This window comes from Dyadobacter linearis, assembly GCF_907165045.1.
Classification (GTDB): Bacteria; Bacteroidota; Bacteroidia; order Cytophagales; family Spirosomataceae; genus Dyadobacter; species Dyadobacter linearis.
This window is the reverse complement of sequence record NZ_CAJRAU010000001.1, coordinates 233,901-256,226: the sequence shown is the minus strand read 5'-3', so window position 1 is coordinate 256,226 and position 22,326 is coordinate 233,901. Positions and strand designations below refer to the sequence as shown.

At 47.5% G+C, this 22,326-nt stretch carries 12 protein-coding genes and 1 pseudogene; 5 read left to right on the top strand and 8 right to left on the bottom strand.

The genetic code is table 11. From position 1 onward, the window contains the following. Window positions 1-100 precede the first annotated feature (100 nt). Complete coding sequence (locus KOD92_RS00925) at window positions 101-5,443, bottom strand: S8 family serine peptidase (protein ID WP_215231643.1); 5,343 nt, start codon at window positions 5,441-5,443, stop codon at window positions 101-103. A gap of 143 nt (window positions 5,444-5,586) precedes the next feature. Here KOD92_RS00925 and KOD92_RS00920 point away from each other — a divergent pair, with 143 nt between their 5' ends. From KOD92_RS00920 to KOD92_RS00905, 4 genes are all read left to right on the top strand, one after another. Then, window positions 5,587-7,854 carry a transglycosylase domain-containing protein gene (locus KOD92_RS00920; RefSeq protein WP_215231642.1) on the top strand — a complete coding sequence of 756 codons (2,268 nt, stop codon included), beginning with the start codon at window positions 5,587-5,589 and terminating at the stop codon, window positions 7,852-7,854. Between the two features lie 47 nt (window positions 7,855-7,901). After that, on the top strand, window positions 7,902-8,972 hold the full coding sequence (locus tag KOD92_RS00915; RefSeq protein WP_215231641.1) for an NAD(P)H-dependent flavin oxidoreductase: 1,071 nt from the start codon (window positions 7,902-7,904) through the stop codon (window positions 8,970-8,972). Between the two features lie 78 nt (window positions 8,973-9,050). Next, complete coding sequence (locus KOD92_RS00910) at window positions 9,051-9,866, top strand: AraC family transcriptional regulator (RefSeq protein ID WP_215231640.1); 816 nt, start codon at window positions 9,051-9,053, stop codon at window positions 9,864-9,866. A 98-nt stretch (window positions 9,867-9,964) separates the two neighbouring features. Beyond that, entirely contained in the window at window positions 9,965-12,427 is a 2,463-nt protein-coding gene (locus KOD92_RS00905) for a TonB-dependent receptor (RefSeq protein ID WP_215231639.1), read from the top strand. 15 nt (window positions 12,428-12,442) lie between these two features. Here KOD92_RS00905 and KOD92_RS00900 read toward each other — a convergent pair whose 3' ends face one another. From KOD92_RS00900 to KOD92_RS27625, 3 genes and pseudogenes are all read right to left on the bottom strand, one after another. Next, entirely contained in the window at window positions 12,443-14,677 is a 2,235-nt protein-coding gene (locus tag KOD92_RS00900; RefSeq protein ID WP_215231638.1) for a beta-N-acetylhexosaminidase, read from the bottom strand. A 1,704-nt stretch (window positions 14,678-16,381) separates the two neighbouring features. Continuing rightward, on the bottom strand, window positions 16,382-16,507 hold the full coding sequence (locus KOD92_RS27525; RefSeq protein WP_255567375.1) for a hypothetical protein: 126 nt from the start codon (window positions 16,505-16,507) through the stop codon (window positions 16,382-16,384). Between the two features lie 340 nt (window positions 16,508-16,847). Continuing rightward, window positions 16,848-16,928 (bottom strand): annotated as a pseudogene (locus KOD92_RS27625) (XRE family transcriptional regulator); the annotation flags it as partial. Window positions 16,929-17,123: 195 nt separating this feature from the next. On the opposite strand from KOD92_RS27625, the gene KOD92_RS00895 reads away from it, so the two are divergent. Then, the gene (locus KOD92_RS00895) at window positions 17,124-17,813 is read left to right on the top strand and encodes a hypothetical protein (RefSeq protein WP_215231637.1); all 690 of its coding nucleotides are present in this window, start codon (window positions 17,124-17,126) and stop codon (window positions 17,811-17,813) included. 43 nt (window positions 17,814-17,856) lie between these two features. On the opposite strand, the gene KOD92_RS00890 is transcribed toward KOD92_RS00895, so the two are convergent. From KOD92_RS00890 to KOD92_RS00875, 4 genes are all read right to left on the bottom strand, one after another. Then, on the bottom strand, window positions 17,857-19,095 hold the full coding sequence (locus KOD92_RS00890) for an exo-beta-N-acetylmuramidase NamZ family protein (protein ID WP_215231636.1): 1,239 nt from the start codon (window positions 19,093-19,095) through the stop codon (window positions 17,857-17,859). Window positions 19,096-19,111: 16 nt separating this feature from the next. Beyond that, window positions 19,112-19,876, bottom strand: coding sequence for a transcriptional repressor AgaR (gene agaR, locus KOD92_RS00885; RefSeq protein WP_215231635.1), 765 nt, complete (start codon window positions 19,874-19,876; stop codon window positions 19,112-19,114). Window positions 19,877-19,998: 122 nt separating this feature from the next. Then, window positions 19,999-20,286 carry an ACT domain-containing protein gene (locus KOD92_RS00880; protein ID WP_215231634.1) on the bottom strand — a complete coding sequence of 96 codons (288 nt, stop codon included), beginning with the start codon at window positions 20,284-20,286 and terminating at the stop codon, window positions 19,999-20,001. Between the two features lie 5 nt (window positions 20,287-20,291). Beyond that, window positions 20,292-22,325 carry an alpha/beta hydrolase gene (locus tag KOD92_RS00875; protein WP_215231633.1) on the bottom strand — a complete coding sequence of 678 codons (2,034 nt, stop codon included), beginning with the start codon at window positions 22,323-22,325 and terminating at the stop codon, window positions 20,292-20,294. Window position 22,326: the final 1 nt, after the last annotated feature.

Here is a 22,326-nt window from a genome sequence, read left to right as displayed (position 1 = left end):
GTCCTGTACTTGCCTGCCCACCGCCAATCTGACGCCCATCATAACGCGTCTATCCGGCCCGAAACGGTAGCCCCGGATTGTGCATTATTTAGCGCTGCACCTATTCCTTCACCATCTTGAAAATCTGCTCCCGATCTCCCGAAATGACTTTTAAAAGGTATATGCCGGGTTTGAATGTGCTGGATTCAAGGTTGATCGTTTTCGTTTGCGAAGTTCCGTCGGCTAAAAAATCATTCATTGTAACTACTCTGCCCTTGACGTCGTAAATGCTGCATTTCACGGGCTGGCCGGCTATTCCTTCTAATTTCAGGGTAACCTTGTCCTTCACCGGATTTGGAAATACTTCCCATTCCTTTTTCATATTGAAGTTGACTGTCCGAATAGGGGAATATTGAAAAGTACCATCCGTGTCGACCAGTTTGAGCCGGTAATAGCGTGTTCCCGTCATAACGGGGTGACTATCCCGGTAAGAATATCTGAATGCATCGGAGTTTCCGGGAACTTCTCCGAGCTTTGTAAAGGTCATTTGTTCAAGACTTGCTTTGTCAGCGGCAACCTCCACCTCGAAATGGCTGAAATTTTTCTCATCGGCAGTCTGCCATTCCAGCAGTGCAGACTCTTGTTTCTCAGCACCGGTAACCTGATGTTTTGCAGTAAAACTCACAATCGTCACGGGTAGCGGAGTACCGATTCCGATATAATTCTTCGCGAACCAGAATTCTGAAAAGTCCTTTGTTTTAAATTCCGCATAATATCCCTGCATAAAAGGTACTATCCTGATCTTGTCCTTTGGATAATAACTCCATACCGACGCTGCATTGTTCGCCAGGCTCCCGTCTTCACCCGTCCCCGAATACTTCGTCAGTGTCAGATCGTACGCAGAAGCGGGCTTGGAGATTCCCGTATTGGCGGGCGCCTGAATGATACTTTCCGCTTCCTGATCGGTGAAATAGAGCCGCACGTCCACAGGTTCCGGGTAGTTTTTATTGGACGCATTTATTTTATAGCTGCGCGAAAGGTAATGCTCCTTCCGGATCGCCGGGGCTTGCGAACTGTTGCGGTACGGTGTAACCGTAACTTGACCCAGGTCTTGGTCATTAGGCTTAATGGCGGCTACCATTCCACCGTTTAATTTGATGGGCAACCAATCATTCCCGGCTAAATTTTGTGTTGCCGACTCCCCGTTGCTGAATTCTTCCAGTATCCTATTTTCATTCAACTGATAAATATGAATGTCATCAATCGCGATCCCCTCCCGCGTCGCCGAAGAATTTCCTTTCAGGACAAACCTTAATCTCGTGTATTCCCAGCTGTTGGAAGGAAGCATTAATGTGGTGGAAACGTGCCACCTTGTGTAATCCTGGACATTCCAAACCCTCAGATTTTCATGCGTGGCATTGTAACCGTTCACGCTCATGGAAGATCCGTCCAGCCTCATCCAGCCGTAACCCGTGCTATATTCCACATAAGCCACATCGCAACTTCCCGCCTCGCAGGGGTCCAGGTCGAGGGAGAAACTGAAACTCAGCATCATCGTTCCCCTTCCCCGGATATCGAGGCAGGGAGAATACAGATACGAAAATCCATCGTTTTGATAAGGCCCGGTCAGGTTCGTTTTCCAAGCATTTTGTCCGCTGGCTGCGCCTTTTACTTTTGAAGAATTAGGTCTGCCAAATTGCCACGCAGAACTTGCACCCGACGTTTGCCAGCCACCCTGGCCATTCTCAAAATTTTCAAGGTAGGGAAATGTGCTTACCAGCGCCGGCGTGTTAATGGTCACCTCAGCAACATTATTGGCAGTATTGATATCATACAGCTTTTTAACCTCCGCCCTGATCTGATAATCGCCCATATTTTGTAAAGCAGAATATACAGGAACCGAATACAGCGTGTCTCTGCCCGCTCTAACAACCGGAATCTCCACCGAGTATACATCGCTATTATTAATTGTCACATCCAGCGGAATTTTGTAGCTATCTTCTTTGCCAAGATTTCGCACCTGAACCAGCATTTCCTGGTTCCACTGGTCATTGCAAACCGGCAATGAAGCCGGCTCCACGCGGACTAATGCAATATCTGTTGTAGTCTTATAAATCCTGATATCATCGATTGCCAGACTATAAAATTCGGCCGGCCGCGATAAGTAATCTTCCCATTTGACCTGAAAACTGGAAGAAAACTGTTGTCCGTTCCGGGAGAGCAAATCGCTCACAGCCACCGTCACCAACTTATATCCTCTTTCGACCGGGAAATACTGGTTTTCATTATGATTATAAACCGGGATCCACGGGTCTGTGTCCTTGCCGCGCACCTGTATGCCTATGTAGTCAGAATCACCGTAAAACGAAGCAAGGTGCCTGATCCTGAACGAAAGGTTGATTTCTTCCGTACCTGCATTCAAATTGGCAAGATTAAAGGTGCCGGTCACACCTGTTAAATATTCGGTATTAGTCCAGCTTTCCGCATCGAGTATGAGTGCCTTACTGCCCGAATAGGCCGGGGGAGACGTCATATAAGTTCGCAGCCTGCCGCGGCTGCTGGACGTAAAAAAATCGTATCCTGAGCTATTGCCCAGGCCGGTTGTGTCTGTGTAAAAAGTCTGGGCAGGAAAGCTCTCGAAGTTTTCGAGGTAAGGTAATGTTACAGCAGGGTTTGGCAGCTGTCTCAGGACGATTGTCTTTGTGTTATTTACCTGAACCGGGTCTCCGTCAGCTTTTATGAAAAAGTTGAAAATGTAAGTCCCGGGGTTATGCAAATCAGCTTTTTTGTCAAAAGTATATCTCAGATCTCCAAGACCGGGAATATCGGATTTGATCGTTTCCCAATGAATAGGAGCGTCCGCGCCGCCAATCGAGTAACCGATCTCGACCGGTTGCTTCCTCGGCTGGTCGTCCAGATTACGGATATCAATCGTGACCGGTTCAGCGGCGGAGAGACTGCTGGACGTAGCTACCCTTCCCGATCGCAGCGGTGAAACAATGGAAGTGATACGCATATCACCATTAGAAATATTCCCTGCGCAGGTACCATTGTCGGGTTTGCGGCTGATAGCGACCGCTCTCCTGCCGGCAATACCATTGATCCGCGGGCGGACCGAAAAGTAATAGGTCGAGTCGGGCGAGAGGCTACTGAACAGGTGCGTGCGTTCCGTCGTAATTTTCACCGATTGCATTTCCTTTCCTTTCAGCCACATCACCTCATAATCGGTCGCACCGTTCACCGCATTCCATTGCACCGCAGCGTATCCGTCACATTGTACCGGGGCGAGACTGATAACAGGCACAGCCATTATTGAAAACTGCCCGCTTTCACGGACAATGCCCGTTTCATTTTGAACGAGCCTTACTTTTGCGGTGGTAGTAGTAGCATCCGGGACTGTCCATCTCACCTGATTAGTACCCGCCGGAACTGCTGCATTGATCACCGACCAGGAAGCCCCGTTGTTCACCGAATAGGATATTGCAAAAGTGCTGGAAGGGTGTCCGTAACTATCCCATGAGATATCGATCACGTCGCCTTTGGAAAGCCGCTCGGAACCAACCGGGTTAGTTAGGATCGCAGACTGCGGAATAATATCATACACAACGAAATACTCCTGCGACTCAGACGGGATCCGTGTCCCGGCAACTTTCAGCTTATATGTACCTGCGGCAGGATTTGCGAGCGTGACCTGCTCTATGTTGTTGACAGCGTCTACGCCCTGAACCGCTGGTAAGTCGGCTTTGGCCGGATTGGGCACAAGTGGTAGCACCTCAGAACCGCCGGGTCTTAGTACTTTAAGATCCAGGTTGTTAACCAGCGTACTGCCGTCAGCCAGCGTAGAGGCTGCCGGATCATTCCAATAGAGCATAACCTTCACCAGCGCGGTCCCGGCGGGGATCTGGATCTGAAACTCATTGGTTCCCTTGTGGGCAATCGTTCCGCTGAAATGGCTTTGTTTTTCAAGCATTGTAACGGACCTGAGCAGGTTCATTACGCCGAAACCGTGGCTGAAATCGGGACCTGCGAGGCCTTTGTCGGTTGCTCCGTTGCAGAGTACAGCCTTGATCAGGGCATTTTTTGGGTTTTGTTGTCCATGAAGTTGCCGGTACCGCTGGTACAGCAAAGCAGCGCCGCCGGTCACCGCCGGTGCAGACATGCTTGTACCCGACGCGGCGTCGTATTTGTTGACGGGTATGGTGGAAGATATTCCTGCGCCGGCTGCGATGAGTTCGGGCTTGATCCTGCCATCGTAAGTCGGCCCTTTGCTGGAAGGCAGGGCTACAAGGGTACCCGGGAGATCCGTCCGCCCGACGCTGATCACATTTTTGGCGGACGGATAATCGCCGTGCACGTTTCCAAAACCGGGCGCATAATATTGACAGGAGGAAGCCCCACTATTTCCCACCGCAAACGTGTGGAGCAAATGCGGCAGGTCACTTGCTTGTCTGTCAAGCATATACGCGTCAGTCGAATACAACCCGAAATTGTTGCAGTTGCCGCTACCGTAGGAATTGGAGGTCAGTACCATTCCAAAGTCCCGGGTGAGGGAGGGCGCCAGCCGCCAGATCTCTGTATTGGGCTGCAAAACAATACCTGCCCCGGGCGCATATCCTTTGAATTTCTCATTGATTATCCCGCCGCCGGCTGCCGTACCTGTCACGTGCAGTCCGTGCCAACCATCGCTGTTGGTATAAGCGAGTATCCGTCCGTTAAAATCCGCGTGACTTTTCAGGTCTCCATAGTCACCAATCCCGATCACCACGCCGCCTCCATCGAGCTTGTGGCCCGAAGGCAGCCCGGCAGATAGCATATTGGCCCTGCTTGCGGAAATGCTTTTATCGTTTAGCGGTTCGGCAGGAGCCGGGATCGGTTCTATGTATTGCACCCAGGTTAGCGCAGCCAGTTCTTGGAGGCGGTTTTTGTTTAACCGGATTTCAAGGATCTGGTAAGCGGATGACTGTACGGAAATGATCTCGAAACCGTTCTTTTCAAGATCCGACTTTACTTCCGAGGTACTGAGTAATCTTGGATAACTGATCCGCACATCCATTTTTCCCGCTACACTGGTCATGTGCGCGGGCAGTTGATCACGAAGTAAAAGCGGGTCGATCTTCGAGCCCGGCGCCAGCTCAATCATTGATCGTACATGCAGCGACCGCATCAGTTCCAGATCAGGATCCTGTTTGATAACGGTGGTGTAGGCGTTGTCGGGGATGTATTCCAGCAATTCAATTCCCGCACCTTTCAGCTGCTGCACAACGCTCCGGGCCGGAATATCATCAAATTGAATAATTACCACACGACCAAGAGGGGCAGATGCAGCTTTTCGTGCATTTTCACCTCTATTGAATTGCGATAAAGGCGGCGGAGATACCATGATCCCGTTCCTTAAATACAGCTTCTCATTGTTTTGAGCAAAAAGTGCCTGAAAACACAGGATTGACTGAAAAAGCCATAGCAAACAGTAGAATTTTGACAATCGCATAAATGAATAGAGGTGCACCAGTGGTAATCCGTATTAAGTATTGAGAAGCGTTTGGTATTATATAAATACTAATAATATTGAATTACGTTTACTTTTGGATAATTCTAAAATATTTTGAAATGATCGAATTGCAGCCAGGGAAATACAGACAAACGATTGTTCGCGTCTGGAAAATTACCGGCATATCTATTGCGCTCCTCGTTTTCTTCATTATTGCGGTCAGGGTGAACCTGTTGTGGCTTTTTGGCGGTATGCCCGATCTGGTTATGCTCGAAAACCCGCAAAGTGAACTGGCTTCGGAACTGATCTCGGAGGACGGTAAATCATTGGGAAAGTATTTCTCGGAGAATCGCACCCGCGTTGAATTCGATCAGCTATCGCCCGTTTTGATCCATGCATTGGTTGCAACCGAAGATGCGCGTTTTACAACTCACTCCGGTATTGACGGGCGCAGTATGCTGCGGGTAGTTAAAGGCATATTTACGGGTAATGCAAGTTCAGGCGGGGGAAGTACCATTACCCAACAGGTGGCCAAAAACCTTTTTGAAACCCGGTCTAAAAAATACCGCGGCTTACTGGGTAGTATTCCTGTTGTGGGCACTGTGGTCAACAAAACGAAGGAATGGATGCTGGCCGTGATTTTGGAGCGGAAATACACCAAGAACGAAATTATAATGATGTACCTGAACACGGTTTCGTTCGGGAATAATACGTACGGGATCAGAGTCGCGTCAAAAAGCTACTTTGGCAAGGAACCGCGCGATTTGACGGTGCCCGAAGCGGCACTCTTGGTTGGAATGCTTCAAAATCCGTCGCTACACAATCCGCTGCGCCGCCCCGGCAATGCGACCAGACGCAGGAATACAGTGATGTCACAAATGGTCAGGTATAATTATCTGCCAGTAGCCGAATTCGATATCCTGAAAGATAAGCCGCTGGATCTCAGGTTCAAGCTGGACGGACCAAATGCCGGGCTCGCCCCATACTTTCAGGAATCGATGCGGGGATATCTCGAAGCCTGGGTCAAATTGTATAATGAAGAAAATGACACTGATCTGGATCTGAAAACCAGTGGCTTACGCATTTACACAACGATTGATTCGCGCTTGCAGCAGCACATGGAAACGGCCATGAACGAACATATGCGCGAGCAGCAAAGGCTTTTTGACGCGCATTGGAAAGGCCGCAACCCGTGGGCCTACCCCGACGGCCGCGAAGTGCCCGGATTTATCGAAAAGGCAGTGAAAGCATTGCCTCATTTTATCGCATTGAAGAAAGATATCGGCGATGCAGAGGCCTGGAAGATCATGCGCAAGCCTTATAAAATGAAAGTGTTTTCTTACGATGGAGAAAAGGAAATGCTGCTGAGCCCGATTGATTCGATCCGGTATTACAAACGTTTTTTGCACGCGGGAATGGTGTCGATGGATCCGCAAAACGGGCACGTCAAGGCCTGGGTGGGCGGCATCAATTTCAAATACTTTAAATACGATCACGTCAAACAGGGCCGCAGGCAGCCAGGTTCTACATTCAAGCCATTTGTGTATGTTTCGGCTTTGCAAAAAAGCTTCCTCACGCCCTGCGACCGCATTACCGATCAGCCCGTGGAAGGAAACTGGAACCCGCCTTCCAGCGAATATACCTATCAGTCGCTCACGCTGCGGCAGGCGCTCGGGCAATCGGTGAATTCGATCAGTGCCAATATAATTCAAATGGTGAAACCGTCCACCGTTGTCGACTTTGCGCATAAGTTGGGCATTACCAGTAAGCTGGAAGCGGTACCTTCTCTCTGCCTGGGGATCAGTTCGGTTTCGGTATATGAAATGGTGAATGCTTACTGCTCGTTTGCAAACGGCGGTTACCGCACCGAGCCGCTGTCTATTCTGAGGATCGAAGATCGTAACGGACAGGTTTTACAGGAATTTCATCCCAAACAAAACCAGGAGCTGAGCGAAGTAATGGCGTATAATATGCTCTATCTGATGCGCGGTGCTGTGGAAGATCCGGGTGGTACTGCGGCCCGTTTGCATTCTTACGGTGTGACAGATGGAAACGAAATTGCAGCGAAAACAGGAACGACGCAAAACCATTCGGACGCGTGGTTTATGGGTATGACGCAAAATCTGGTGTCGGGAATATGGGTCGGGGGAGAAGATATGCAGATCCATTTCCGGACGATGGCGCTCGGCCAGGGCGGACGCGCAGCGTTGCCAGCGTGGGGGACGTACATGAAAAAAGTTTATTCAGACCGGACTTTGGAACAATATCGTAAAGCTCCTTTCAATAAGCCGGCCAACTACACGCTCACCTGTGAAGAAGTCCCTGATGATTCCACAGACACCTATACTCCGCCCAATGTATCTAATGATGAAGGGGTTACGTTCTGACGAGAAAATTTTAAACAAAATAACTGACAAATCTGGAAGCCGGAAATATGTGGAATGAAACGAAAATTACCAGCCTGCTTGGAATCAAATATCCGATCCTGCTTGGCCCGATGGGCGGCGGGTTTTCATCACCAGAACTGCTTGCGGCCATTTCGAATGCGGGTGGATTGGGTGGTTTCGGTGCCTATACCTTAACCCCTGAACAGATCCTGGAAGTCGATAAGTCGATCAGGCTGCTGACCGATAAGCCCTATAATATCAATCTCTGGGTTTCAGATGTCGACGATCGGCTGACGAATTTTCCCGAGGAAAGCATGAGCAGGATAAAGGCACTTTTTCAACCATATTATGATGAACTGAGTATACCAATGCCGGAGCTGGATACCGATATTCCCTCGAAGTTCGAGAAGCAGGTCGAGGCGATTTTCCGGATCAGGCCGGCGGTTTTCAGCTTTATTTTTGGAATTCCTTCTATTGAAATCTTAAATGAAGCCCGCAGACTCGGGATCAAGACGGTCGGTGCGGCTACTACGCTGGACGAAGCGCTGGCGCTGGAAGAAGCCAATGTCGACGCCATTGTGGCAGCAGGATTTGAAGCAGGTGGCCACCGACCTTCGTTTCTGAGGCCCGCAAGCGACTCTTTAACGGGCACTTTTTCATTGGTCCAACAACTCAAAGCCAGGATCAAAACACCGGTTATCGCTGCGGGTGGGATTGCGGATGGAAAAGGTATTGCTGCTATGTTGACATTAGGAGCAGATGCCGCACAACTGGGAACGGCTTTTATGGTAACCGACGAGTCCAATGCGGCGGAAGTTCACAAAGCGAGGATCTTTTCCGACGAAGGCAAATACACGGTGCTTTCCAAGTCGCTCACCGGCAGAATGGGCAGGATGGTCCGCAACCGCATTACCGAGGAAGTTAAATATGAAACAGAAGTGCTCCCGTTCCCACTTCAGGCCCGATTGGTAGGGCCACTGAGAGAGGCAGCCGTTGCACAGGGAAAAACGGATATGATCAATTTCTGGTCGGGGCAAAATAATGTTAATCTAAAACACACCAAAGCGGCGGAACTTATGGAGTCGCTGATCACAGAAACGGGGAATATATTACGTTAATGAGATTCCCGCCCGATCAATTTTCAAACTAGTGGCGCAGCTGAAAGCGTTTTTATCTCAGAATTAAGAAATTATAAAATGGAAGTCCCGATTAAGAACAAGCTGAATGCGAAAGAGCTATTCAGGATCAAAAGGATGAAGGAGGAGATAAAAACCACCAACCCGCACGGGCACAAGGAATATCTCGAAATCATTTATCTGGAACAAGGAGCGGGTTTTCATCAGATTGATTTTAACCGGTTTCCCGTCAAACCATACAGCCTCTATCTGATCATGCCCGGCCAGATCCACAGCTGGGAGCTGACGGAGATCCCGAAAGGTTTTGTAGCTATGATCCAAAAGGATTTTCTGCTGGATCACCCGTTATATCATGATCTGTTCCAGACATTTCCGTTGCCTTTCCCAAGTGGGTTTAACCTGGAAGGAAAGAGCGAAGTGTTCAGCGGGATCTTTAATAGTATTGAATCTGAATATCTGAAAGGCGAGAGCAATTATCAGGCTGTGATCCAGACGTACCTGCTCCTGATATTCAATTTGCTCAAACGCGAAATCAAAGCGGAACAAACCCTGTCGTTTCCGGTATTACTGAAAACTTTTTTCACGTTGCTGGATTCGGAATACAGAGCAAACCATGAAGCCAAGTTTTATGCCGAAGCCTTAAATACCACTCCCAAAACACTTAATACAGCCTGTAAGCGGTTTTTGGGAACAACTGCCAGCGCGGTGATCAATGAAAAGTTGACAGCTGAATCGAAAAAACTGCTTTTATATTCTCAGAAAAACCTGACCGAGCTCGCATTCGAACTTGGGTTTGCTGACGCTTCACACTTCAATAAGTTCTTCAAACGGCAGACAGGTGTACTCCCGGGTATTTACCGAAAAGGAATTTCCTGAATGTACCAGAAATAGGCATGGATGTACAAAGTCTACTAATCTTGTAGGGTTAAATTTGCAGGTCCGCTAAAACGGCGGGAAATGCATTTTTACTCAACATGAGATCCTTTCAGATAGTCCTGCTTTTTTTACTCACTTCCCTATTACCAACTCAGGCGCAAACGGGCACCACGCTGACCGGCAGAGTGACCGACAGGCAAACCGGCGAACCTTTGGGTTACTGTTCGGTAGCGCTTTTTAAAAGTCAGGATTCCACATTGGTGACCGGTTTGCTTACCTCTGAAAAAGGGTATTTCAAATTAGAAAAGGTTGCTCCCGGCTTGTATTACCTGCAAACGCAATATATAGGTTACAGCAAGTCCACCGTGCCGCTGACCGCTGTTTCTGAAAACCAGAACTTGGTTGAAATTCCGCCTATTGCGATGGAAGCTGATCCCAGGACATTGCGCGAGGTGAGTGTCACCGCCGACCGGCAAATGCTCGATGCAAGGATCGACAGGCAGGTTTACCGGGCCGACAAATTTCTCAACAGCCAGGGGGGAACCGCTATTGACGTATTAAGGAACACGTCGTCTGTGACCATCAATAGCGAAGGCGACATTACCTTGCGCGGCTCGTCCGGTTTTTTGGTACTGATCAATGGAAAACCGGTACAAACCGATGCGGCGACAATTTTGAGCCAGATCCCGGCGAATACGATCCAAAACGTGGAAGTAATCACTTCGCCATCTGCACGTTACGACCCGGACGGAAAATCGGGGATTATTAATATTACTACAAAAGCTGCTGTACCGGGTAGCAAATCGTTCACGGCCAATATACAGGGCGGGTTACCTGCTATTTATAGGTACAACAATCTGCATAATCCCGTCCGGTTTGGTGCGGACGCTACATTCAATGTACGCTCGGAAAAGTGGGATGTAAGTCTGAGTGGGAATTATTTACGGAATGATATCGCCGGGCAACGGACCGGCGATGTAAACACGACGATTGACAATGTATTCACCTCGTTCCCGTCGGACGGGGAGCGGAGTTTTATGCGGTATAACTATACTGCACGGGGTTCTCTTTCATTTACGCCACGTGCCAGTGACGCATTTTCGGCTGGATTTTACACCGGGTATCGTTCCCAGTCACGCCGCGCCGACATTGTTTATCACAATACAAAAACAGATCTGGCAACCGGCGACAACATCGGGCGCATTACTTACTTTAATTCCAATGTTGCCCGCAAGTCGGGAAGGGTAACATTGGGAAACCTGGATTATACACACACTTTCAAAAACAAATCGGCACTTGCTGTTTCGGGGCTGGTAGAATATGCTGATTTGGAGGGGCTTACGACCAATCTCAATATGCAGGAGCCGGAGCGGAATGTTATTCTGCAAAGCAGCCGCAACCCAAGTGAGAACCCGCTGAATGCGTTTCGGGTGAAAGGGGATTATACTGTAAACGTGCGTCGGGGGAAGTTGGAAACTGGCTACCAGTACCGGAAACAGGTACAGAAAGGTAATTTTCAATATCTGGATCTTGATCTGGAAACCGGCGTGTTCAATATTGTTCCGGATTTTAGCAGCAATACCGAGGTAGTGAACCAGATTCATTCGGTTTACGGCCAATATTCTGCGCAGCGGGCCAAACTGGAATATGTAGTCGGCTTGCGTTACGAATATTCCACCCGCGCATTTACGGCTGGCAGCGAGGAAGCGCGCAACCTGGATCTGTCTAATCTCTTCCCGTCCCTGAATTTGCAGTATCAGCTTGCCAAATCGCTTCGTGCGCGGGCTGGTTACAGCAAACGCGTGCAGCGCGCGACAAACAGTGAGCTCAACCCTTTTCCCGAGCGGGAGCATTCAGAAACGCTGGAATCGGGCGACCCGGATATCCTGCCCGAATTTATCGACTTGTCTGAACTCGGGCTAGTCAAAGATTTTAAGATAGGCAGCGTTTTTGCGACGCTTTACAACCAGCGCATTAAGAATGTAGTGAATCGGGTCAACAGCGTTTATAATGACACGATTTTGAACCGGATTTACACCAATGCCGGGCTCGCAACATCCTGGGGCGTTGAAGCGGGCAGCACCGTGGACCTTGCAAAATGGTGGCAGGTTTACGCCGGCGCAAATCTTTATCACTACAAAATAAAAGGAGCGCTTTTCGATGAAACGGTACCGGTGAATACAGCCAGCTGGGTTTATTCGATCAATGCCAATACAACCTGGAAGTTTTCCAAGACTTTGCAGGTACAGGCGTCGGTGAATTATTTGTCAAAACGCGTAACTGCACAAGGGGAGGATTCGCGTTTTGTGACACCCAATTTATCCGCAAGAAAAACATTTTTAAAAGGGAAAGTCTCCGCGACACTTCAATGGCAAAATGTAGATCTGGGTTTAATAGGCTCGAACCGACAGCGGATTACCACTTTCGGAAAAGATTTTTTCACGACAACCAATTACATTCAGGAGACCGATATCATTCTTTTAAACCTGAGCTATAACCTCAACCAAACCTCTAAAAAGAGCAAAATGCCGGCAAGTGAATTCGGTGAAAGAGAATTTTAATTTTGAAGGCTATTGCTATTTATACTTCTCCCAATTCAATTGCTTGTTCACCAAAGGTAAATTGTGCTGCTTCGCATAATCGTTCCGCACTTTCTGTACATCGTTCCACCATTGATCCAACGGATAATGTAATTCTCTGTAAATCAAGTAGCTAAGGTCGATGGTGCGCACGGGCTGGTGGTCTTTGATATCATCTACCTGGTGCAGATATTTGCGTCCGTTGGCTTCTTCAACCAGCGGCTGCCATTCTTTATACCAGATTTTTGTCACGAATGCGAGCGTACTGTCTCGCTGTTGTTTCAACTTGCTAACCATTTCCATTGCCGCATCCAGTTGCTTTACCGCAGCTGACGGGTTGCCAGCCGAAGACGCTTTTTGCAACGCGTCTGTCACCTGATTTAATGTAACCAGCATCCGCAAATTTTGCCCGCATATTGCTGCTACCGATTCGAGCACTTCCAGATTGTAAAGCTGCTTTCCAGCACGCGATTTGTTCTCTTTTAGCAATTGCAATGCATATTTATTTCGCGGAAGCATAGCTTGCGCAGTTGTCAAACGCTGTGCATTCACGGGGTAAGTTTTGTTTGAAATCGCCAATGTACCCGTTTCCGGCACAGGCAATAGAGGCAAAGTCTGGTCTTTTTCAGGTTGCAGGAAAAGGCTGTCCGAATTTCCCTTGATCATCGGTCGCCAGGGCGACGCGATCCAGTCCCAGCTTTCGGTATGAAACTCTGCCTGCACGCTCAGAACGCGGTAAACGCTGTCCATATCTTTTTGCGCAGGTCCGTAAAACGCATTCATAAACCTGGCCGAGGCGTCGGCAGGAGTGAGGTTATTGTTGTTCCACCCCGCAGCCGTGGCAGTCGCATAGCCCAGCCAGAAAGTTTCAGGATGCAGCCCGGCATCGGCCCAGCCCGCAATTACTACGCCCATGAAAGACGATAAGTTGGCTGAAAAAGCAGTCCCGATCTCCCGGAACATATCGGCCACCCGGCCCGAAGAGCGGTCACTTCCATCCGCCATCACAGCTGTTTTTGTATGCAATGGATAATAGTTTGGGAAAATAGGCTCTGCGCCCTGGGTAGCTGTATAGACAAACTGTCTGATCCCGTGCTTTTTGTAATCTGCCGCAATCGCTTTGTTATAAACGCCATTTACTATGTGCGAAGGCAATGCAGTGATATCCTCTTTTCTCAATGGGAATTCACCCCAAAAAAGAACTGTGCGACCTTGTTCGTGCAGTCTATCGGCCATTTTCTTGATAAACCAGGCAAGTAACTTTCCATTCCCACCCAGGCTATCCGCCATTGCTTTTTCCGAAGGAGCCTTACCAGTATAATAAGCTTCGTCATTGGAAAGGATAATGAACTTGCTGCCTTTGCTCGCATTGATCAGCTCGCTGAACATCGCATCGAGCAGTTTGAATGTTTCAGGATTGGTAACTGAAAACTGGTAATTAATGTCGTCAATCAGGCGCAGCTTGCGGTATTCAGGGTGTTTCAGGATAAAAGAAACGTGCGCCGGCGCGTCCAGAAACGGTACTAAGTCGACATAATGCGCCTTTGCATAATCCGCCATCTCGCGGTATTCTTCCGGCGTCAATGCATAAGGTTCGACAATCGCCGGGGCAGACTTATATTGAAAATGTCCCTCCAATTTGATCGAAAATGCATTGATTTTATATGTCGAAGCCTGCCGGATAATGCGCTTCAATGCAGCCAGTTTCTCCACATGATGCGCATCATCCCAATAAATCATCCGTACTTCCACATTGGGCCAGTCAGTAATTTCTCCTTCGGGAAGCTGCATTTTAGGCGCTTGTGCGCGAAGTAGTTGCATTAAAGTCTGAATGCCGTAATACAAACCCTGCGGATCATTTGCCGTAATGGTCACAGCCTCAGGCTTTAAGCTTAGTTGGTAAGCCTGGCGCGTAAGTGCAGCCCGGTTTGTGTCGACACTTGTACCAATTTTTACCGAACCCTTTTTCACAACCAGCCGAATCGCAGGTGAGCTGCCATTTGTTCCGACGGAAAGGGGCAAACCTGCGTTCTTTAAATCTTCTTGGAAACCTTTTAAAACCTCCGCTGGTACCGACGCGCGATCGGAGACGATCTTCCAGCTTTTGCTGATTGTGAAGGTTTTATCAGTCAGCTGCATTTGCTGCGGAAGAGGAAGCAGCGCTGAGCCGGGGCTGCCTGTTTTAGCAGCTACTGTGCGAGCTGCATTCACTTGTGCGTTTACTGAAAACATTGTGAGGAAAACGCAGCAGCAAAGCAGCAGGGAGCTCTTGCCTGATAATTTCGGCTTTTTAAATGCAAACAGACCGAGGCCTGTCCATCGCTTGCTAATTAGAATGTGAAGGGGGGTAGTTAAACTTTTGTAGGTAAATACCATGGTATGGGAGGCGGAAAGATTAATGGACGGTTAGGAATAGCAGAATGCAATTAAAAAGAAAAAAGTAAGGAAATGAAACTTTTGTATTTTTATTTGCAAGTTGCAGTCCGGTGGAGAAGTTTCTGGAAATTTGGAATCTGAGGGAAAGTTTGTAGGACGAAAACTCAAACTTTGGCTCAAACAATGAAAGTCTCTTGTTACCGAATTCAATAGCCGCAGAGCAGCTCCCTGTTTCTAGAAAACGCCAATCCATAGTCACACAGCCCCGGCGGGGCTTCCTGTTTATCCTAAAATTACAGGAGGCTCCGCTGGAGCCATGCAAACTTGATTCATTCTCATTTCTATAAACAGGTTGCTCCTCCGGAGCTTTCCGTGCATTGTCATGACCAGCAACAGCAATTAAAACCGGACCTGAACTGTACCGGCGATATCGGGGTCTTCATTTTTTGCAGCCTCCTGAAAGATTGCGGATGTTCAGCCTAATTGCTAAGGGACCTCGCTGATTGTCAGTTTGGTATTAGACAGAAGTTCTTCTGATTTCTCGATCAGCTTTTGGTGGATAAACTGTTTTATGATTGAAACGATTGTGCGAATTGAAGAAATTCTTGGCATTGAGTTGATCGGAGTTAGTGTGGGCTGATTGAGTTTAAAAGAGTAACCTGATGTAGTCAGCGTAATTTGCTACACACTGCGTAACAATTATATCAACGTTTTTGCGTGAGATTTCAAAGTTCGCATCTCAGGAAAAGCCGCAGAGCGGCTCCCTGTTTCTAAAAAACGCCCAATCCATAGTCACACAGCCCCGGCGGGGGCTTCCTGTTTATCCTAAAACTGCAGGAGGCTCCGCTGGAGCCACGTGAATTAATTCATTCTCATTTCTAAAAACAGGTTGCTCCTCCGGAGCTTTCCGTGCATTGTCATGACCAGCAACATCTATTAAAACCCGAACTGAACTGTACCGCCGATATCGGGGTCTTCATTTTTTACAGCCTCCTGAAAGATTGTGGATGTTCAGCCTAATTGCTAAGGGACCTCGCTGATTGTCAGTTTGGTATTAGACAGAAGTTCTTCTGATTTCTCGATCAGCTTTTGGTGGATATGCTGTTTTACGATTGAAACGATTGTGCGAATTGAAGAAATTCTTGGCATTGAGTTGATCGGAGTTAGTGTGGGCTGATTGAAGTCAAAAGAGTAACCTGATGTATTCAGCGTAAGTTGCTACACACTGCGTAACAATTATATCAACGTTTTTGCGTGAGATTTCAAAGTTCGCATCTCAGGAAAGGCCGCAGAGCGGCTCCCTGTTTCTAGAAAACGCCCAATCCATAGTCACACAGCCCCGGCGGGGCTTCCTGTTTATCCTAAAATTACAGGAGGCTCCGCGGGAGCCATGCAAACTTGATTCATTCTCATTTCTATAAACAGGTTGCTCCTCCGGAGCTTTCCATGCATTGTCATCACCAGCAACATCAATTAAAACCGGACCTGAACTGTACCGGAGATATTGGGGTCTTCATTTTTTGCAGCCTCCTGAAAGATTGCGGATGTTCAGCCTAATTGCTAAGGGACCTCGCTGATTGTCAGTTTGGTATTAGACAGAAGTTCTTCTGATTTCTCGATCAGCTTTTGGTGGATATGCTGGTTTACGATTGAAACGATTGTGCGAATTGAAGAAATTCTTGGCATGGAGTTGATCGGAGTTAGTGTGGGCTGATTGAGGTCAAAAGAGTAACCTGATGTATTCAGCTTAATTTGCTACACACTGCGTAACAATTATATCAACGTTTTTGCGTGAGATTTCAAAGTTCGCATCTCAGGAAAAGCCGCAGAGCGGCTCCCTGTTTCTAGTAGATAATAAGTGTATTGAATTGGGCTCCTCAGGAGCCGGATTGATGCTAATGATAATATTTAGCTAGAAACAGGCTGCTCCTCCGGAGCTATTTTCCAGTGTATTGAGACATAAACCGCTATTTGGTGGTAAAATTACCTTGCCCCAATCAACTTCTCCAACATCCTGATCGTATCATCTTTCGCTTTCAGCAATTTTTTGCTGGTTCCAGTCCTCACCAAGCTCAAATGCAAGTGCATCTTGCTTGATCGAGAGCATTTCGCGAAAGCGCTTCAAGTGTAAAACACGTGCAGCTAGTCGGCCGTCATCAAAGCACTGGTGAAAACAGTGCAAAATCGTTGAACGAAACTATATTTACCCGCGGAGCAAGTGGCAAGCCGCTCGAATGTCATCAATAAGCTTAAAATCAGGTAACAAGGGAAGTGATTGATCAGACCAAATTAGATGATAACAATGAAATTGAGAATAACGCCGCGATTTACAGTTACATTTTTAGCATTGGTTTTTGTGTTGCACGAGGCGCACGAAATAGCGCATACCGTCACGGGCCGCTTAATTTGCGGCTGCTGGGGACAAAGGGATTTTAATGTTTGGGGCGTCTGCGAAGGCTGTGCCGAGCAAAAGCCTTTTGTTGTACTCGCAACTTTTGCCGGACCATTATTCACATTCCTGATGATCTGGTTCGGCGCATTCCTGATAAAATCAGACAAAACAGCTAAACAAAAGGCGCTGGGGTTCTCACTCATTTTTGCCAATTTACCATTTGCCCGCATTTTAGGTACCGCGTTGGGAAGTGGAGATGAAGTTTGGGGCTTCAATAGCATTCTGGATAACAAACCACTATCCTGGATATTTGGCTTTTTGTTAGTATTGCTGCTTTCAATTTATCCTTTGTGGAAGGCTTTCAAATTAATCGAAAACAGAAAAAAAATCGCCTGGTTTCTTTTGTTTCTCCTCGCGCCAATTCTGATTGATGTTCTGGTCGTTTTAGTAGGAATGAACACATTAGTGGAGCGTGGAATTCTTGCTGATTACTGGATTTTGGGTTCGCCAAAACTCGTAACTGTATGGACGATTTTCGTTACCGCACTTTATTTATTAACCAGAAAAAACATTTACGAATTGTCGCCATCAGCGGATTAGCCAGCAAATTCATTTTTCCAACGCTGTTTGCCAAAAACCTTCCTCACGGATAAAGCAAATACTTCATCCGAATTGCCTTAAACTTCTGCAATTCAGGCTCCCAGCTTTGTCTGATTTCTGCCTCCGCAACGCCGGCAATGATTTGTTTTCGTAACTGGTCGGTGCCGATTCGTAGGTCAAATGCGGATATATCTTGGTTCGCCCGGCCGGGAGTGAAGAAATGTGCTTTGTCGGGATAGGCTTTGTATAATTCAATTACCCACGACAGGTTAATCTGGCGACTTTTCCGAAGCTTTTCAATGTCATAATTGCGCAGGTCGAGGCCATAACAAACGGAATCTTTGTGATTTGGCCGCTCGCTCATGCCTGGGATACTTACCGGTTTGTACGAGTAAGAATATTTGCCTTTCAATGCGGGTGCACCTAAAATTGTGAATGGCAAATAAGTGCCACGACCTTCATTGATTGCAGTTCCTTCAAACATACATAAGCTCGGAAAAAGCATGACAGCCTGCTGCGTATTCAAATTCGGTGAAGGATGAATCGGTAATTCATAAGGCATGTCGTGGTCATAATTGGCGACTTTGATAACCTTTATTTTGCATTGTTTTTCGAGATAACCTTCGCCATTTAAGTACTGCGCAAATTCCCCGATCGTCATGCCGTGCGTCATGGGTGTATAATGGATTCCGATGGCGGATTTAAATCGATCATCCGTCATAACCGGCCCGTCTACCACATATCCATTTGGATTAGGTCTGTCCAGAATGAGCAGTTCTTTATCGTTTTCTGCACAAGCTTCCATCACATATTCCAGCGTATTGATATTGGTATAATAGCGGCAGCCAACATCCTGAATGTCAAAAACCATCAGGTCTATATCCGCCAGCTGTTCTTTGGTCGGTTTCTGGTTTTTGCCGTATAAAGAAATAATTGGAATGCCCGTTTTGGCGTCTACTTCACTACTTACCGCGGCTCCATTGCTGGCATTCCCACGGAAACCATGCTCGGGTCCAAACACTTTTGCAATGTTAATTCCAAGACTCACCAGACTATCAACACTACTTTTTTTGCCAATAATGGAACTCTGATTTGCCACCAGGCCAATTCGTTTTCCTTTTAAATAGGAAAGATATTTTTCAGTCTGATCAGCCCCAGTGATAATCTCCGCTTTATTGATTTTGCGCTGATTTGACGATGCAGTTTGTGCGGTACATTCAATATTGCTGACCGCCAAAAACGCTAACACTAATAGGGAGATATATCTCAATGTCTGTTCCATTTTAATGCTGGTAGTTTTAGCTTTCCGCAATAATCACCTCGATATTATGCTGTTTGAGCATCTTCAAATCCGCCTCCTCAATTTTATCATCCGTCACCACTTTATTAATTTTATCAAAACCACAAATAAACGCCAGACCCGATTTTTTGAACTTGGATGAATCAGTAACCACGATCACTTCTTCGGCGATGTCGATCATAATTTGGTTCAAATGCGCTTCCTCCATGTAGTGCGTGAAAAAGCCAGCATTGGCTTTCATTCCGTCAATTCCAAGGAAAAGTTTATTGCAATAAAGCTGTTTAAAATTCCGCTCGGCCATAGGCCCAACCAGCGACATCGAGAACTCTTTGAGGTAGCCGCCGGGCATATATACCTGCAAATTCTCGTATTGCGCCAGGTTATTGACAATGTCCAGCGCATTGCTGATCACGGTCAGGTTCTTGAATTTTTCGAGGTTGTTCGATATTTCAAAAGTCGTCGTGCCCGAGTCGAGGATAATGCTGTCGTCTTCATTGATCAGCGACACGGCTTTTTTGCCTATCAGCCGCTTGATATCGTGGTTGATCTTCCGTTTTTCGGTGACTGTCAGGGCAATGTTATTGGTTTTAAAAGCGCCACCGTGAGCCCTCACGAGCAGATTACTGTTTTCGAGCTTGTCGAGATCGTTGCGGATCGTCACCTCACTCACTTCCAGCATCTCACTCAAATCATTCACATTCACTTCGCCCAACTCATCGAGTTTTTGCAATATCAGTGAACGGCGCTGCGCGGTCTTTTTCATGGTATCAAACCTTTTATGCTCTTAGTTTTTATTAAATCAATGTTCTTGAAAGTGGCCTTGGGCGGTCACATGAGGCTGTAAAGGTAGCAACATCCGGGGAAATGCTTTTGTAAAAACCAGAACTAACCGTTTCGTACAGCCGCAAGATTCGCCGCTTCATCCTGATGCGGGAAAGCGCGGTGCACCTCGATAATCTTTTCAATGCGTTCCAGAATGAGCCCCATCATTTCTTTCGGAAAAAATGCTTCCACGATGATCAGTTTCAGGTTTTCATCTTCTGTTTTAAAAACCTGCATATAGGTTACTTCAAACCGGCTCTTTCCAAACACCTGCAAAAGCCTGCCGAGCACATTATTCGTGTCGCTGACATAGACCGAGATCCGGCTCGAATCGGCCAATCCATTCTCCATTTTCACTATTTTTTGACTTTCACTTTAAAAGAAACCCGCTTCGTTTCATGGATAAATGAATGCGCTCCGTGGCTGTCCCGGCGCGTGTTTCCGGTTTTGGGATATTCATAAATGCCATAAAAAGCGATCTCGTGCCCGTCCGGACAGTTGGGTTTGATCCTCACCTGCGAAGTAAGCCGCTGCGCCCCCGACCAGTCTGCCCGTGCAAAGAAAAGCATGCGCCGGCTGTCCATATCAACATAAGGATCTTCGGTATACAATTGCAGACCAAAATCGTGCAGTGAATCCAGGTCAGATTTTGTAAAAATGCTGATCCATTCACCCGGATTGGCGATTCCGTTGCCATTTCCGTCGCCAACGCGCGTTTTCTCTTCCACTTCCAGGTTCACCGCGCGACCGTCAGCAATTTCGAATTTGGTCAATGTTTTTTCGGGTGAGTAAAAAGGTACTTCCAGTAAAAGTTGGTCTTTTTTGCCATTGTAACTGACCACCAATTTCAGCTTCGCACGATCCAGCTCCGCGCGTCGCGAGCGAATGCGGAAACCTGTTTTTTCATACAATGCTCCCTGCGCCATTTTCCCAATCGCGATTGCCGGATCGAGTACTTCCACCTCATCATCCAGCGCGATGAGTTCAATGCGAACAGAATCCACCGCGGCACCGCCTTTGTTGAATAATAAAGGACTTAGCGAAACGATATCACCCACGGCAGGCATCCGATTATCAAGTGAGTAGGTGGCAATCGTAATGTGCCCGGGATCGCCGGATCGGTATAAGCCAATGTTGTTATGCTGGCCTGTTCCCTGATATTGAATGCGGCCTTTTGCGTCGCTGGTAACACTTTTACGCTCAATCTTGCGGGAAGAAACATCCAGCTTAATCAGTTCAAAGCGGGTATTTGGCTGGTAAATGCTATCTGTTAAAATCTGCACATCAAGGTTCGGAACCGATGGGCCGTCGGGCAGCCATTGTTTGGTTTGTATGCTAAATCCTTCCCGCCGCACATCGTCGAGCACAGTGAATCCGGGTATTTTCCGGTCGCTACGAATGTCATAATTCCAGACTGAAAAATGAGGATAAACATCAATATGGTGCCATTTTTCAGGTTTTGAAAGCGGCATCCGGAAGTACTTCATGTGGAAATCAAACTGCCCTTTAATATTCACTGCGTTGTGAAAACCTTTGAAATAGCCGATTCCGTAATGCCAGCTTTCGTAGTTCAATTCCAATGTTTTGTAAGCATCGTCAATCTCCTGATCGTGCTGCCGCAGAAAATCCTTACTACCCAAATGCATTCGAATAGGTAACCCCACAAAGTTGCGCCCCATTTCTTTAAATGGCGTGAAAATCTGCAAGGACTTTGGCCCAACTGTAAAGGAAGCGGACGGACAGAAAAACGAGGCGCTCGAAAGCAAATGCGGGTATTTGGAAGCGATCAGCATCGACATAAATCCACCCATACTCAGGCCAGAAACTGCGCGGGCTTCGCGAAAGGCTTTTGTGCGGTAATGCGCGTCAATGTACTTTACAAATTCAGGAAAGTAGTCGGCAAACTGCCTGTCTTCCTTCACGGGCGCAATGTCGTACGGACGCGGATATTGCGCGGGCACATAACCGTCCCATTTGGCGATGATCACATCATTATCAGCTACATAGCTAGCGAAATTATCCAGTGAATCCGGGCCGGTACGTTCGTAATTTCCATTAAACTCATCATAATAACGCGCTTCACCCGAGCGGGAAACTTCACCTTCGGCGGGACCATTAAACCGCCCCGCATTCCCATGAAAATAATAAATCACCGGGTACCGCCGCTCGGGATGCTGGTGGTAATCGGCAGGCAGGATCAGTCGGAAATGCCGGTTTTCCTTGAACACTTCGCTATAATGCTGCCCGTCTTCGATAATGCCTTTCGGCCTCGACGGCTGGGCATAAACGTTTGCTACTATCGCGAGCATCGTCAGCGCAGTCAGCAGCCTTGTCAGGTGATGTTCATTGTTTTTAGTAAAACCGGTAAATCTGTTTCGCTGCTTCATCATG

Coding starts and splice junctions, on each gene's coding strand:
- KOD92_RS00915 (WP_215231641.1), top strand. CDS start 7,902: ATGTGGAATGAAACGAAAATTACCAGCCTGCTTGGAATCAAATATCCG.
- KOD92_RS00905 (WP_215231639.1), top strand. CDS start 9,965: ATGAGATCCTTTCAGATAGTCCTGCTTTTTTTACTCACTTCCCTATTA.
- agaR (WP_215231635.1), bottom strand. CDS start 19,876: ATGAAAAAGACCGCGCAGCGCCGTTCACTGATATTGCAAAAACTCGAT.
- KOD92_RS00895 (WP_215231637.1), top strand. CDS start 17,124: ATGAAATTGAGAATAACGCCGCGATTTACAGTTACATTTTTAGCATTG.
- KOD92_RS00890 (WP_215231636.1), bottom strand. CDS start 19,095: ATGGAACAGACATTGAGATATATCTCCCTATTAGTGTTAGCGTTTTTG.
- KOD92_RS00875 (WP_215231633.1), bottom strand. CDS start 22,325: ATGATGAAGCAGCGAAACAGATTTACCGGTTTTACTAAAAACAATGAA.
- KOD92_RS27525 (WP_255567375.1), bottom strand. CDS start 16,507: ATGCCAAGAATTTCTTCAATTCGCACAATCGTTTCAATCGTAAACCAG.
- KOD92_RS00900 (WP_215231638.1), bottom strand. CDS start 14,677: ATGTTTTCAGTAAACGCACAAGTGAATGCAGCTCGCACAGTAGCTGCT.
- KOD92_RS00920 (WP_215231642.1), top strand. CDS start 5,587: ATGATCGAATTGCAGCCAGGGAAATACAGACAAACGATTGTTCGCGTC.
- KOD92_RS00880 (WP_215231634.1), bottom strand. CDS start 20,286: ATGGAGAATGGATTGGCCGATTCGAGCCGGATCTCGGTCTATGTCAGC.
- KOD92_RS00910 (WP_215231640.1), top strand. CDS start 9,051: ATGGAAGTCCCGATTAAGAACAAGCTGAATGCGAAAGAGCTATTCAGG.